Source organism: Bacillus sp. AFS088145, from assembly GCF_002564465.1.
GTDB lineage: Bacteria > Bacillota > Bacilli > Bacillales > Bacillaceae_G > Gottfriedia.
In genome coordinates, this window is sequence record NZ_NUUX01000004.1 from 99,048 (window position 1) to 113,973 (window position 14,926).

At 31.3% G+C, this 14,926-nt stretch carries 10 protein-coding genes and 1 pseudogene; 9 read left to right on the forward strand and 2 right to left on the reverse strand.

The window, feature by feature from the left end:
- Positions 1 to 148 precede the first annotated feature (148 nt).
- Both COI44_RS24935 and COI44_RS01980 read left to right on the forward strand, forming a co-directional pair.
- Positions 149 to 367 (forward strand): hypothetical protein, encoded by a 219-nt coding sequence (locus COI44_RS24935; RefSeq protein ID WP_483295455.1) that lies wholly within the window; start codon positions 149 to 151, stop codon positions 365 to 367.
- A 2,285-nt stretch (positions 368 to 2,652) separates the two neighbouring features.
- Positions 2,653 to 5,568, forward strand: coding sequence for a GTP pyrophosphokinase (locus tag COI44_RS01980; protein ID WP_098426418.1), 2,916 nt, complete (start codon positions 2,653 to 2,655; stop codon positions 5,566 to 5,568).
- Between the two features lie 182 nt (positions 5,569 to 5,750).
- Here COI44_RS01980 and COI44_RS01985 read toward each other — a convergent pair.
- Positions 5,751 to 6,328, reverse strand: a pseudogene (locus tag COI44_RS01985) (transposase); the annotation flags it as partial.
- 176 nt (positions 6,329 to 6,504) lie between these two features.
- Between COI44_RS01985 and COI44_RS01990 the strand changes: the two are divergent.
- Both COI44_RS01990 and COI44_RS23825 read left to right on the forward strand, forming a co-directional pair.
- Positions 6,505 to 6,696 carry a hypothetical protein gene (locus COI44_RS01990; protein WP_098426419.1) on the forward strand — a complete coding sequence of 64 codons (192 nt, stop codon included), beginning with the start codon at positions 6,505 to 6,507 and terminating at the stop codon, positions 6,694 to 6,696.
- Between the two features lie 18 nt (positions 6,697 to 6,714).
- Positions 6,715 to 6,927, forward strand: coding sequence for a hypothetical protein (locus COI44_RS23825; RefSeq protein WP_142329208.1), 213 nt, complete (start codon positions 6,715 to 6,717; stop codon positions 6,925 to 6,927).
- A gap of 435 nt (positions 6,928 to 7,362) precedes the next feature.
- Here COI44_RS23825 and COI44_RS01995 read toward each other — a convergent pair whose 3' ends face one another.
- Entirely contained in the window at positions 7,363 to 7,632 is a 270-nt protein-coding gene (locus COI44_RS01995; protein WP_098426420.1) for a hypothetical protein, read from the reverse strand.
- 747 nt (positions 7,633 to 8,379) lie between these two features.
- Between COI44_RS01995 and COI44_RS02005 the strand changes: the two genes are divergently transcribed.
- From COI44_RS02005 to COI44_RS02025, 5 genes are all read left to right on the forward strand, one after another.
- Positions 8,380 to 8,841 (forward strand): hypothetical protein, encoded by a 462-nt coding sequence (locus COI44_RS02005; RefSeq protein ID WP_098426422.1) that lies wholly within the window; start codon positions 8,380 to 8,382, stop codon positions 8,839 to 8,841.
- Positions 8,842 to 9,255: 414 nt separating this feature from the next.
- Entirely contained in the window at positions 9,256 to 9,930 is a 675-nt protein-coding gene (locus COI44_RS02010; protein ID WP_098426423.1) for a TnsA endonuclease N-terminal domain-containing protein, read from the forward strand.
- Positions 9,911 to 11,872, forward strand: a complete 1,962-nt coding sequence (locus COI44_RS02015) for a hypothetical protein (RefSeq protein WP_098426424.1) — start codon at positions 9,911 to 9,913, stop codon at positions 11,870 to 11,872. Before COI44_RS02010 ends, COI44_RS02015 begins: the two co-directional genes overlap by 20 nt.
- Before the next feature lie 19 nt (positions 11,873 to 11,891).
- Complete coding sequence (locus COI44_RS02020; RefSeq protein ID WP_098426425.1) at positions 11,892 to 12,902, forward strand: ATP-binding protein; 1,011 nt, start codon at positions 11,892 to 11,894, stop codon at positions 12,900 to 12,902.
- The gene (locus tag COI44_RS02025; RefSeq protein WP_098426426.1) at positions 12,903 to 14,360 is read left to right on the forward strand and encodes a hypothetical protein; all 1,458 of its coding nucleotides are present in this window, start codon (positions 12,903 to 12,905) and stop codon (positions 14,358 to 14,360) included. It begins immediately after the preceding gene.
- The last annotated feature ends 566 nt before the right edge of the window (positions 14,361 to 14,926 follow it).

The following is a 14,926-nucleotide window of genomic DNA, read 5'->3' on the forward strand; positions in this document are numbered from 1 at the left end:
TGAAAATAGGAGTCCGAGAGTTCCTCGTGACAACTGGATTAAATCAAAGCAATTTATCGTAAAGATGAAAAACTTTGTACGGGAATTATTCCCAATCAAATTTTGTGAAAATGTAGCTTATAGTAAAGATGAAAATTTGTGTACGGGAATGATTCCCAATCAGATTTGTAGAAAAGTATCTTATAGTAAAGATGAAAATGATCATATAGAGTCGTTCATTCACCATCACACATGTAGTAAAGAACCTTATAGTAAAGATGAAAATATTGAGTATGCAGAAAAGACAAACATAACGCTGAGTAGCAAAGCATCTTATAGTAAAGATGAAAATATTATTGATATTGGGCTTGGAGCATTTAACATGTAGCAAAGCATCTTATAGCAAAGATGAAAATTGTCGTGTGTAAAGTTGTTTAGCTAGTTCTATGGAAGAAAGCATCTTGTAGTAAAGATGAAAACAAACCAACGTACCACTCAATACGAGTACCAAAGGTTCTTATAGTAAAGATAAAAATTTTGATCAGGTAGGTGCAGAGACAACAGTTTTTGTAACGAAACATCTTATAGTAAAGATGAAAATACTGGTGTGATCGTCACTTTTCCACTTTGTAAATTGTAGCAAAACAACTTAAAGTAAAGTTGAAAATGAGGCTACTTTGTCGTTATGGGATGGACAGTTGCGCAATCTTAAAGTAAAGATGAAAATTAATATGTTGGAATCGAAAGGAGCAACCTAAGACTTAGAAAAGCATCTTATAGTAAAGATGAAAATGTTACTTCGATTAAAAACTTCTCCATTAAATTCATTTAACAAAGTAACTTATAGTGAAGATGAAATGTTGTTGTGTTTAGACCACCACGAAAATCTGAATGTAGAAATGATTCTTATAGTAAAGATGAAAATCCGAAGGTGACAGGCGAGAACTCAAATAACTTCGTAGTAAAGCACCTTATAGTAAAGATGAAAATTCGATCCAGATACGCTCTAGTTTTTCACGATCATAGCAGCAAAGCGCCTTATAGTAAAGATGAAAATTTTGTTACGCCAACTTATTACAACTTCCTTAAGCAGCGAGCATCTTATAGTAAAGATGAAAATTGTGAACAGATTAATAAATTGTTTGGGTTAAAGTAAAGAAGCATCTTAAAGTAAAGTAAGGTACCGACGGACTGGACTGTTATGGTAATGGACTACTGTCAGAGCTAACGCAACAAAGCACCTTATAGTAAAGATGAAAATTATCAAGGAACGCTGATTGAGACTAGAGACGATGAGTAACAAAGCATCTTACAGTAAAGATGAAAATCATGGTTCAATCTGAATCGCTTCTGCATAATAGTGGTATTAAAGCATCTTATAGTAAAGATGAAAATTCGACTAATCTCTCTTTTTTCTGTTGGTTAAAGTAACAAAACATATTAAAGTATAAATAAAAATGGGGAGTGCAATCACATTGTAACCTTTCAAAAATGAAGCAAAAGCATCTTATAGTGAAGATGAAAATCCGATGAGGGTCATGCCTTTAGGGGTTTCTAAAAGGTAACAAAGCATCTTATAGTAAAGATTAAAATGAATGTACTGCAGTAATTTCCAGCGCGTTTTTTGTAGTAAGTGTCTTATGGTAAAGATGAAAACATGTATGATGCATAGCAACAGCAACGGTTAGCGTAGTGAAGAATCTTATAGTAAAGATGTAAATCAACAGTTAGCACAGCAACAGATGGATCCAAACGGATTGATACATCTTATAGTAAAGATAAAAATGATATGACTGCTTTTACACCTCAGAACGGTAACTGTGGCGAGGCATCTTATAGTAAAGATGAAAACGTGTCCGTTTGTGGTGCTGTTACAGGTACATTTGTGTAAGAAACCATCTTATAGTAAAGATGAAAATGATGTATACCACCAAAATTATGGACGAATGCTGTAGCAAAGCATCTTAAAGTAAAGATGAAAATATGCCATAAATATCTTCTATCTCACAAATATGCTTAAGAAAGCATCTTATCGTAAAGATGAAAATCCGATATACTTACCAAAAAGAATTTATATTCTAATTAAAGCATCTTATCGTAAAGATGAAAATCAGGTTAAGAGTCGACAGGGAGCGTATACCGTTTTAGTAAAGCATCTTATCGTAAAGATGAAAACATGGCTTATGAAGTCGCATTTAATCAGTTGATCGCAATGAAGTATCTTATAGTAAAGATGTAAATTTGTCATATTGGGTTTCGAGGTTGTTCATTGCGTAACAAAACATCTTATAGTAAAGATGAAAATGTTTGCGACTGTAAGATTGGGTTACGGCTAACGAGTAGCAAAGCAACTTAAAGTAAAGATGAAAATATTCCGAGGTAATTTAGTTGAATGGTTAGAAGTCTTAGCAACGCATCTTATTGTAAAGTTGAAAAACAGAGCCTATTTTTTAAAAATTTTGTATTTTGACTCATTCTATTTGCATAAATTTTAAGTGTTTCCAAATAAAAGGGTTTTAATCAGTTTTATTGAAAATAAAAGCCTCTCATTCTTGAGAGGCTTTTATACTTGATTAATGGGTTATCAATGTTTTTAGTATTCATGTTTAGTATAATAAGATAAATCACCTATGATTCTAGATCATCAATCTTTTTTATATTGGGGGAAACGGAATGGATGGGCAAATAAAAATAGATAAAATTGAAGAGTACGAAAAAGACTTAAAAATTTATGAAGCATTTTGTAATAAAGTAAAAACAAAACTAGTAAATATACTTTCAAAACATTCGATTCATTATCTTACGACTTGTTCCAGAGTTAAAAAAATCGATTCAGTCATTCAAAAATTACAATTGTTTAAAATAGAAGAGAATCAAAGTATAAGGAAAATTGATGATTTGATTGGCTGTAGAGTTATCTTTTATCTAGATAGTGAGATAACTAAATTTTTCCAATTCTTACATAATGAATTTGATATAGTCAAAAGTAATATTCGTCACTCCGAAGATGGGTACAATGCTCATCATTTAGTAGTTAAATTAAAAAATGAACAATTGAGCGCTACTGAATGGACTCTATTTGAAGGTATTTTATGCGAAATTCAGTTAACAACAGTCTTATTTCATGCATGGTCTGAAATTTCACATAAAATTACATATAAATCAACCGCTGAACTGAAACAATTTAATCCTGAAACACTTAATTCTATTGATTATCAGTTAAAAGATATTATGAAAAATTTTATTAAACCCGCTAATTATCGCTTTGAATTTATCAATAGCGAATATGTTAATTTGCAAAACGGAGTAAAAATATTCGATATCAAATTTTTAAATCTAATTTTAGAATCAAAGGACCTGAATGAAATGTATGAACGTTTATCATTATTAGCACAGAATGTTTCAAAATATGGTGATAAATTCCCATTGGAAATAAAATCCATTGATTTTTTGAAATCCGTTATAGTGAGATCGAAAAAGTTAAAATCAAAGATTGATCGCACGTTCGGATTTGGATATGAGCATCATCACATTATTAACGAATGTATAGAAATGTCCAATTATATTAAATACAAATATCCTCAACAAGTTTTTGCTTTGTTAGTAGATTTAGCATTAAATAAAAATAAACAAATAAAAGATAAAGCTGAAAATCATTTAAGAAATATGTGTAAATACTACTTAAAGGTTCTACAGCAGGTAGGAATTTCAGTTCAATGCCTCATTTTAGATGAAGTGAAAAAGTGGAGCAAAGTAAAAAAACTAAATAGCCTAAGATTACTTAAAATTATTTTTAGTGAAATTTTAAAATTAGAATACGAAGATACATCCATGAACGATTATAATTCAATCAGTTATGGGCATGGTTTATTAAAGGCTGAAGATCAATTAAAAAATATTAGAGATGAAGTAATTCAGTTTTTAATGGATTTGTTTAGTGAAGCAATTGATGTAAATAAAATGATATCCATTATTGAATTACTAAATGAATCTACAAATACTCCGTATCGAGGAAATTATGGCGATGAAATCGAAGAAATGGTTAAGAACAATACTAAATGTCTCATTCAATGGTATCTATCCATCCTTGACCAATACAGTTTACCGTTTGAAGTAATGAAGGAAATCGATAAACAGGTAAAGTGGTTTAAAAAAAGACATGGTACTATTAAAGAAATATTTGAATTAGAAAGAAATTTACATTCAAATTACAATTATAATGTGTTTAGGGTATTAGTTGGATACGATCATGATTATTCTGAAGAAATGGAGTGGAACGAAGCTAAAATAGATAGAACCATTCAAATTGAAAAATTTTCAAAAGACATTACAAAAGAAAACCAAAAAGACTGGATGGAAATTATTATTCGAATAATGAAAAGTTGGAATATAAGTAACCAAGGAGAGTATGTATACTTTCATAAATTCTTATATTCTACCGCATTAGTAAATCCAGAATTTGCGAAATTGTTAATTGAAAATATGGAGAATTTATTAAAAAATGTAATGCATCACCTTATAGCTGGATTATGGGATTCTGAAATTAATTATGCAAAATCTAAAGTAAATCAGTGGATTAATGTTGGAGAGAACTTGTTAGATTGTGTGGGGATTTATTTTTATTCAGATGTTATAGAATTACCTATTTCAATTTTAAGTGAAATAAGTGTAAAGGCAATTGAAAGAAAAAATACTGCTATTTTAAACGAAATAGTTAGGATCATAACAAAGTCAAAATCAAATTCAAGTGAAAATAAGCAAATTTTCCTAATCACGATTAATTCATTGTCAATTCTAAAAAACTATTGTTGGACAAATTATTTATGGCTTGAAAAGGACTCAATATTAAACTCATTTGATGAATCCGAGGAACAATTGGTCCTGATTTCGCTTTTAAACTGCCCTCAAATTGATTATCATGTGGAACAGATTTTAATTCCTATTGCTGAGTCTAACCCAATTAAAATATTGCAGTTTTTTGAGAAACGAATACAAATTGAGAATCGAAAGAAAAACGTCTGGAAAAAAAACTATGATGCATTGCCTTATAAATTTGAAGCGATCGGTGAAATCTTAAGGAAAAAAGGAGATATTATTATCCCAGTAATCTTTTTATGGTTTAAGAAAAGACATTGGAAATTTCAATGGATAGCAAGTAACATATTGCAAAAAATCTTCCCAACTTTTGATGTAAAATTAGAAAAATATCTTCTAAATGTTCTTTCATCAAAAAAAGCTAAAGATGCTAAAATCATATTAAATATCTTAAAACAATATAATGGAGATCATTCCATGCATAAAGTTTGTCAAGAGTTTGTAGTAGTTTTTAATAGTAATTCTGAGTTAATACATGAACTTATGATAATTATGTCAGGTACAGGGATTTTGCAAGGTGAATATGGTTCCGTTGATGCATATAGTCAAAAGAGAAAAGAAATTGGAAAATGGAAAAAATCGAAAAATATACACATTAAAGCTTTTGTAAAAGAATATTACGATTTCTTAAATAAACGGATAAATTCGGATAAGAAAAGAATTGATGCGGAAGTTCACTTAAGAAAATTAGAATTTGATTTTGAAACACATTAACAATGATTAAAAACTGAGAGAAGTGATTTTCTCCTTTCGCTGTATATACATAGATTAAGAAAGATCCTTAAAGAGATGGATATCAGATTGTCGACAAAAGGTGTTCGGAATGGTCTTATTCCGAACACCTTTTGTCATTTTTTATATTTTGAGTGAGAATTGTCCTCTATTACCCTCATTTTTCATGATGTTTTTGGACTACTCGAAGTCCAAGTGGCCATCTTCTTTAAGTTCATAGATGCAAAAGTAAGCATCGCCTGCATCGACAATTTTTTTTAGTCCCCTTAAAGTTGTCCATCGCATACCTTTCTTTTCTTTTGCGTCTGCGAAAACACGTTCAATCGTTTCTTTTCGCTTCGCATAGATCGGTTTTACTTCTTCATGATGACGCCAGATGTTCTGCTTCCTCGATATATTCTGGCCAAATATGACGAGTCACCACTATTTGATGATCTTTCCTCTCCGTACATTGAGCTAAAAAAGGGAATGTCGCACAAATCTGTTTAGGTGACTTGAATTCACGATCGCCTTCTTTTTTAGTTGTCGAATAAGTCAAAACTTCTCCTTCAGGACAAAGATAACAATCAAAGTGCTCATCATAAACATATTCGTATTTTCGGAAAAAACCTTCTTTTGTTCGTGCTCGTGTGTAAGGTAAAGCTGGTGTCATTTCATTATCAATCAAGAATTTCGAAATATCTGGCGTTTTGCACCCTGCGGCTGCCGCAACCGCAGTAGGCTTTCCAACTCTTTCAATCACTTCAAACGTCCTTTGATCAGTTAGCAGAAGTAATTTCGTCTGTGATCCCACTGGCTGGAGTATGGAAAGAAAAAGCCAAAAGAACGGTTGAATATGAGTTTGATTTGTATGCCTAAGCCCATCAATTTCCGCCTTGTAGCACCGAATTTACATTTGAAGAAATTGTTGGTTCAGAAATGAGTGGAATAGATATTAATAGAAGCGAAATTGTCATGAAACCAATGACAGAAAAATTCGAAGCATTCCTATCTGAAAAATTCACTCATGAAACAATGATGAAAATAATGAACGAATGGCAGAAAAAAGAATTTTTAACGAAGCGATTCGGAGAGTTGAACGAAGCGAATGAGATGTTTAAAATCAGATAATACCGTTCAGTTATTAACTTGATATTGAATCAATTTGAAGGAATCATCGTCGACAAGTTGCTAGAGAATGATAAAGTTGAGCGGATTTCGCAAAAGAAAATAAAAGACACCGCCGAGTGGATTTTTACAAACCCTTTATTGTTCAAAAACTATGCAGAAAATGGTTTTACAAGGAATGAAAAACTAGAATTCCCGCTGAATCGAAATGCGATTAGTCATGGAACGGTTTAGCACTACGGGTCAAAGTTTAATGCGATCCGCTGTATTTGGTCCGTTTGTCTTTGCTGACGGCGACAAACAAATTATATTCTTCTTGTGACTTCGTTAAGGCCATCTCATCACTCCTTTCTGATATTGATTCATTTAACCGTATGATTGGAAAACCGAAGACATTCCTATACTTAGATAAAGGGAACGAAAAGTGGCGTAAAAAAATTGGTCAACCAGTAATTTAAGTGGATGACCCTACAATACGAACACAAGCTCTAGTTGAATAACATGATTGACGAATCGTCGGTCTTTCTTTTAGAAGAATTGACAAGAAACGGAATTGTCATCAATTTTTAACCTAGAAGAAATTGAAAATTTAGATATATAACAAGAAAAAACTAAATATTGTTGTGCAGGGAGAAAAAAACTAATCGTAACAGAATAGTCTCTTTTTATTTAAACTTTTGTGAGATTCCTAATCCAGTCCATAAACGCTTCAAATGTAAAAACTTGCGGTAAGTGTCCATCTTGTAAAAGGGTGTATTCCGAATCGAGCGCATTCACTTGGAAAGCAAATCGTTTGTTTGGATGGCACTCAATGCCATATAAAAATTTGTGGAACATGAACAACTGGATGTCTTTTTCAACGAGCACATTTTTGATAAGGTACAGGTTCACATAAAATAGTGGATCCATTGAGCTTCGGTTCTTCTTTTTCCAGTTCATGTTTCATCTCCCGGTCTTGTTTTCTATAGTTTGAGCATTCTGAAGCTAGGTGATACCAAGTAGATATTTCCAATGAAATGGTACCTTTATTTTGAATTAGGGAAGATCGGATTCAAAGGAACTTTTCATGATTATGTAACAAACAGAACTAATGAGTTCATTCCAATTCGCTGGGTTAGATATTACTCAAAAATAATGAGTAAAACGTCACCGAAAGCGCGTTCATTTTTCGGCCCGAAGCAAGAGCTTGTTATGAGGTGCAAAACAGAAAATGACATGGAAAATGGAGCGAAAACTAGCAACATTTTGGCGTTCCATTTTTGTTGTATTTACTGGGTTTTTAGATTCATAAGATTTAATTTATTATTATTCTATATTATACAATCAGTAAATCTAGATCATGTATTAACGCTGGATGAATTAACCCAAGTTTATGAAAGGTAAAATCTAGATCGACATAAAGGAAAGTTTTTTTCGTAGAATTAAAAAGTATTGTTTCATTGAAAAAGAATATTACGATGAAGCTGTGGAAAATACAAAAACTATTAATTTTACTTCAAAAAAGAAACATGATTTAAGGTTATTTGTTATGTCAATAATTATCACAAAAAAGTTACTAATCAATGTAATAGTAAGCCAGTAGTTTTTAATATTTATTATTTGACTTTGTTATACCGTTTAAATTAAAAGGTATTTTACCTTAATAAGGAGAATAAGTAATCATTCTAATAAGAAGGAATGATTACTATGTATTTTGATAAGCTAAGAACTAAATTAAATTTTTTGGATGAACATGATAAATATAATCTTGCATTAGATATTAAAGAAATATTAAAATCAAAAAAAATTAATGATAAAGTGCGACCTGTTGAAGTATTAAAGAGTTTACAAAATTTTATTGAAAATAAAGACACGTCTGTAAAATATCTTGAAGTATTTTTACAAGCAATAGATGAAAAGTATTATAATGACTATGCAATCTTAATGATAAAAGGAGAAAAAAATTATATAAGTGATCCGTCGTGGCGAGATATCATAATAAAGATTACTAGCGATACCCCGGTTCCTAAATTAAGTAAGCATAATAACAATTCGGCAGTATTATTGCAATTTAAAAATCTCTTTTCTACGTTAGCTGAAAGATGCATTGTAGATGATGAAGGTGAAACCTTAGAAAATTTAGAAGCTTTAAATAGGATATTTAGATAAGAAGAATTTAACGATACATTATAAAATGTATCTTTTTTTTGTGTTTAAAAACAACAATTTTTAGGTAGCATGTATAGGAATGTTGTTTTAAAACAACGGTATATTTTCAAAATATATTACTTTATTTCTAAAAATAGCTTTATAGAATCGTTTTTATATTCTATTTTTTTTAAGAAGATTGAATATTCAGTTAAATAACCTGAAGTACCTTAACTTAAATTATCAATGATAAATATTTTTAATTTCGATATACTTTCTATTTGAAGGGGGGAATTTTGGCAGAAAGGGCGATGCAATTTAATAAAAAAGTAAATAGGAATCTGAATTAGAAAGAAATGGAAAGGAGCGTAGGAAGGTAGTTCAACTCAAATAATAAAAATTAATTTAACCGTTCAAAATGGAAGGGAGATTACTATGTATTCACCTATTAAAATGCCCAGAGCTACAAAATACGGAAATAACTATTGGATAAGCAATAGTTACAAAATAAAACGACCGGTAGAGTTATATAGTGATCTTGAAAATGACCATCATTTATTTGTTGAGTGTGATCCAGATATAGCTGACTTTTGTGAACAGCCATTAAAACTGGAATTTGAAGTCGATGGAAAAATACGCACATCCATAATTGATATGTGGGTAAAATACCGTGATGGTCGTGAGGAATTTCGTGAAATAAAATACGAAAGCCTATTACAAGAAGATGATCCAAAATACTACGATACAATGCGTCAAATTCAAATTCAAAAAAGTTGGTGTGAAGAGAGAGGTTTTATACATCGAGTTATTACAGATAAAGATCTACGAGACAATCAAACATTGCTAGACAATTATCGCTTGATAGCAGCATTTGCACGTTCGTTTGATACGTTACATTCCGATGTAATAGAAGTTATCACTAAAAAACTATTGGAAAATGAATCATTGACAATAGGTGAGCTAATTATTTACTTTAATAAATTAGAACCATCAGAAGTTCAGACTACTGTTGCATACCTTGTATATCATGGTATAGTAACCGCCAATCTTGAAAAACTTTACTTTGGCAATCGAACGGAGCTGGATATTAATGAATCGTATTTTTTTTGAAAAACACAATATTGAGCCAGAACTTCTAAATACTCACGATTGGCCAGTAGTAGATGACCTTAGTTTATCAGAGGAAATACGTGAACTTTTTTGGAAAAGGAAATATGCTATCGATGATTTTATATATACTGATAAATCATTAGCTGAGATTCAAAATGAACATGGTGTACATAAAGTTTTATTATACCGACTAATAAATGCATGCTTACAAACAGATAGAGATGGGGTAATACTGGGTTACAAGGCTCTTATCCCATATACGATGAAAAAACAGGAATATACTCGAAAATCAATGCCTAAATTTTCTACTAATTCTACAGGTGGATTTCAAAAGTTATTACGAGAGCATCCTGAACTCAAAGAATTTATTATAGATAAGTATCGTAACAAAAGAAATCAAAATATTATAGATTCAAAGATTAAAATAAAATTTTTGCATAAACAATTTTTAGAACAATGTAGGTTGTTAGGTTTAACTGATAATGACTATCCTTTCAATACTGAAAATGTTGCACGACGTTCACTCGAACGATATGTAAAAAAAATTCAAAACGAACGATTTCTTATCGCTGCTGCACGTAATGGTTCACAATCTTATCAGCATGCCAAATCAACTGGTAATGGAAAGCGAAACCAACCGATGATCATCAAACCTTACCAGCGTGTACAGTTTGATGGACATAAAATAGATGCATGTATTGCAATCGAATTCACAACACCAGAGGGAGATGTAATCGTTGAAGTAATGAATCGTATTTGGATTCTAGTGATTATAGATGAAGCTAATCGTACAGTTCTTGGTTATCATCTATGTTTAAATAAAGAATACAATTCGGATGATGTAATGAAATGCATTCGTAATGCAGTTATCCCAAAAGAAAAAATGAATTTAACGATACCTGCACTAGAATATCATTCAACAGCTGGATTTCCTGATTGGGGTTTTAAAGAGTGTCAGTGGGGTGTTTGGGAAGAATTCTCTTATGATAATGCTAAAGCAAACCTAGCACAAATTGTAAAAGATCGACTAACAAATTTAATCGGTTGTTCAGTAAATGCAGGTCCCGTAAATTCTCCTGAACGAAGAGGTATTATTGAACGTTTTTTCGGAGTACTTGAGGAAAACAGTTTTCATCGTTTACCAAATACCACTGGAAGTCATTCACACGATCCACGACGAATGAATCCAGAAAAAAATGCAAAAAAATATTGCATTACTGAAAGTGAAATACATCAACTAATTGAAGTTGTGATTGCTAACTACAATGGTACACCACACGAAGGTCTTAATAATCTTAGTCCACTTAGTGTATTGAAACAACGACTAGATCGCGATTTAACAGTTCGTACACTACCAAAACAACATCGAAATGAAATCTTATTTTTTACTAAACGCGTAGAGCGTAAAGTATGCGGTAACGTAAAAAAAGGAATTAGACCCTATATAAAATATGAAGGGGTTAGATATCGAAGTGAAAAGCTCGCAAATTCATCAGCACTAATTGGCAAAACAATTAGTTTGTATGTTAATGTCGATGATTTACGTACAATACGTGCATTTTTACCAAATGGTGAAGATTTAGGTGAATTAACCGCAGTTGGAAAATGGGCAGAAGTAAAACATGATTTACGAACAAGAAAAGCCATTTTTAAACTAAAAAATCAAAAAGAAATACATTTCTTGAGTCATGAGGATCCAGTAGAAGTTTATGGCGAGTACTTGAGAAAGAAAGCAAGAATCAATAAAAATGCAAGAAATAAACTCGCACATTTAGAAAAAAGTAAAAAGGAAATTACCGAAAACAAGATAACAAAAATGCCTAGTACAATTAAACCTAACAAAGCTGAGGAACCAATGAAGTCAAAAATGAATATTCAAAATTCACCTCAGCGACCTGTACCACGTATTTTTACGAAACCAATTATTAATAATGGCTATTAATAGTTAGGAGGAAACTATATTGGCAATTACTGATCAAAACAATGAAAATCACTTGTTTGCACTTCGTCCTGATTTACCAAAAGATACACATCCTGTTTATTCAAAATCATATTTATTAGCAACAAATGAAATTGCTCGTATGTATGATACTGTTTGCAACTGGATACGTAATCATTCACCTGGAGGGATCATTTATGGGAGACAACGAATTGGAAAAACCCAGGCGATTAAATATTTAATCAATTTCTTACCTCATGAATTTGGTGAAGATTTGCCTACTTTTTTATATCTTAGTCAACGTACAGTAATTCCTAATGAGTTAGCTTTTTTTAATGATATGTTACGAGGATTAGGTCATCCTCTTTGGGATTCCGGTCCGAAAAAAACATTATTTAAACGAGATAAATTATATAAATTTCTTATTCAAAAAGGACAAGCGTCCTCTGCTAAACGTATTATTCTTATTATTGATGATGCCCAGCGCTTAATGGAGTTACACTATGAATGGTTAATGGATATTTATAACGAACTAGATCGTGTAGGCATTGATTTAACCGCGATATTAGTCGGTCAAGTGGAGCTAAAATTTACACGAGATGATTTTTTAACTGAAGGTAAAATGCAAATTGTTGGTCGTTTTATGTCACATGAGTATGTATTTACAGGGATTACGTGCAAAGAAGATCTTCACCAATGTTTACTCGGGTATGATGAATATGCTACCTATCCAGTAAATGATCCTTGGCCATTTACTCGATATTTTTTCCCAAATCTTTACGATAATGGATTTCGACTTTCTTCGATGACATCAGATATTTGGGAAATTTACCATAATTTATATCGTGAGAACAATATTCAAAAAGCAATCGAAGTTCCGATGGTTTATTTTACTCTTGCGATTAATTATTTGCTAACTAGATATGGAATAGATGGTGAAAATGCTGACATGGTAACAAAAAATATGCTTAGAAAGGCGATAGAATTCAGCGGTTTTATTGAAGCTGAAAAGCATATAAATGGAATTTCTTAAATGAAATTGTATCCTGGAATCATCATCTTAGAAAATCAAATCGAAGAATATTCCAAAGCAAACTTAGTTTGGAATAATAATTGGATAAAAGAATTTGAGTCACTTTGGTCAATACTTCAAAAAATGAACTTTGCCAATGGAGCCCATCAAGGTGAAATATTTGCAATATTAGGAAAAAACGAATCATGTGATTGGAATCCTTTTTTGTCTTTTAAAAAAGGAAATCTAATTAATCAGTTACACTTTGATAAAATTAAGCTTCAAAAATACGAATTAACTAAATTGTTTCAGGAAAGCAAAACCTTTATAAAGCAAATGGCATCAAGTGTTGGAATTGCTGCACATCATGTTTTTGAGAATGATGTGCTTCGTTTTTGTGAAAAATGTTTAGAATTTGGATATCATAGTAATCTTCATCAATTGAGGTTCGTAACAAATTGCCCATTTCACGATAAAGAATTAATAGAAAGATGTCCAGTTTGTTTCCGCCGATATGCTTTTAATTTAACAAATCCAAATTTAACAAAACCATATGTTTGTTTATGCGGACATTGCTACATGGATGTAAATCATTCTATAAAGATGTTTAAACTATTTCAAAAGAAATTAAAAGTGAAGGAGACATATATGCTTGATATAAAACTTATCACTGAAGACGCTTTTATGAGTCGCGTTGTATTTTCTGAAATAGGTACTCCACAGGAGCTAAAAAATCACGTTCACCGGGTTCTTCAGTTAAAACAAACAGGGAGTATAGGAGGTGGCTATGTAACCTCAATTTCAATCAGTAAACAGAATCAGTATGCAATTAAAAAACAAATAAATCCTTATCTTGAATCGAGTGAAACTTATAACGATCAAAGAGCAATCTATAAAAGTATAGCCCGAATGCTTCGTAATACCGTAATGAAGTGCCATAGAGGTTGTGTAAGAAATCTATCTTTAAAAGGAAGTTTCAGTGATGTGTGTCACTATGCACATGCATATGTATGCTGGAGAAAGTTCATTGAGGGGCTAAATGGATATCACAATGTGCAAAATGGATTTACTAATAAAAACCGATTCGCTACAACTCCTAAATCTTATTATTCACCGCTATTTGAAGATGCTTTAAGTTCTATTGTAAATCAGTGTGAAAAGGCAATTAGGAGAGAAATTGAAGAGATAGGGGATGGTCATTTTCTTGATATAGAGCGGTTATCTACATCTATACGTAATCGACTATTTGCGGATCTTATTATAAATAATTTTTATCATTGGGTAGAGATTTTTAATAATGTAAAAACTTATGAAGTTACTTATTATCACGAAATTCCGTTTGATCCACTTAAACCATTACAAGAAGTATATATTAATTTAAATAATTTTATTAAGAATCGCCAACTAACATATATTCGATACAAAGAGAAGTCTCAAAAATCAAATTTATGGTGCGATGTGGTTGGGAGATATATTTAGCAAGTTCATACTTGCTTTTTTTGATAAAAAAAACCTTTACTCGAGTAAACAGATTTGTGTCGCAAAAAGGCCTCAAGTAAACAGATTTGTGTCGCTACTGTGCCGAGAGTATATAGATTTGTGTCGTGAAAATACCCCAAGTAAACAGATTTGTGTCATTTAGGTATAAAAACTACGAAATATTGAATAGTAAGCAATAAAAAGAGGAGTAAATCAAGATTGAAATGTTCGGTTTTTAGTATACAAACAATCACCAATAACCACTATTTACCAAAAGTAACAGATTTGTGTCGCTAGAGTAAACACATTTGTGTCGGAGAACAAATGAATATTACCGGAAGTGAGTACCTGGAGTTATTGGTACTCTTTACTTTTTTCTAGTTTACATAATATATATTATAGGAAGTTGAAGTGAAAACACTATAATTAATCTCAAATAGCAAGTATTCTTATTGTTTTGAGATGGAACGGAAAAAATCATCAATTTGAATAATCAGATCAAAAAAATCAATTCAGTTTAAATATTAACTATTTTATATCATTTAAAACTTGAGTAAAAATAATTA

Excerpts from the sequence above, each read along its gene's own strand:
- COI44_RS24935 (WP_483295455.1), top strand. The coding sequence starts at position 149 with ATGATTCCCAATCAGATTTGTAGAAAAGTATCTTATAGTAAAGATGAA.
- COI44_RS01980 (WP_098426418.1), top strand. The coding sequence starts at position 2,653 with ATGGATGGGCAAATAAAAATAGATAAAATTGAAGAGTACGAAAAAGAC.
- COI44_RS01990 (WP_098426419.1), top strand. The coding sequence starts at position 6,505 with ATGAGTGGAATAGATATTAATAGAAGCGAAATTGTCATGAAACCAATG.
- COI44_RS01995 (WP_098426420.1), bottom strand. The coding sequence starts at position 7,632 with ATGAACTGGAAAAAGAAGAACCGAAGCTCAATGGATCCACTATTTTAT.
- COI44_RS02005 (WP_098426422.1), top strand. The coding sequence starts at position 8,380 with ATGTATTTTGATAAGCTAAGAACTAAATTAAATTTTTTGGATGAACAT.
- COI44_RS02010 (WP_098426423.1), top strand. The coding sequence starts at position 9,256 with ATGTATTCACCTATTAAAATGCCCAGAGCTACAAAATACGGAAATAAC.
- COI44_RS02015 (WP_098426424.1), top strand. The coding sequence starts at position 9,911 with ATGAATCGTATTTTTTTTGAAAAACACAATATTGAGCCAGAACTTCTA.
- COI44_RS02025 (WP_098426426.1), top strand. The coding sequence starts at position 12,903 with ATGAAATTGTATCCTGGAATCATCATCTTAGAAAATCAAATCGAAGAA.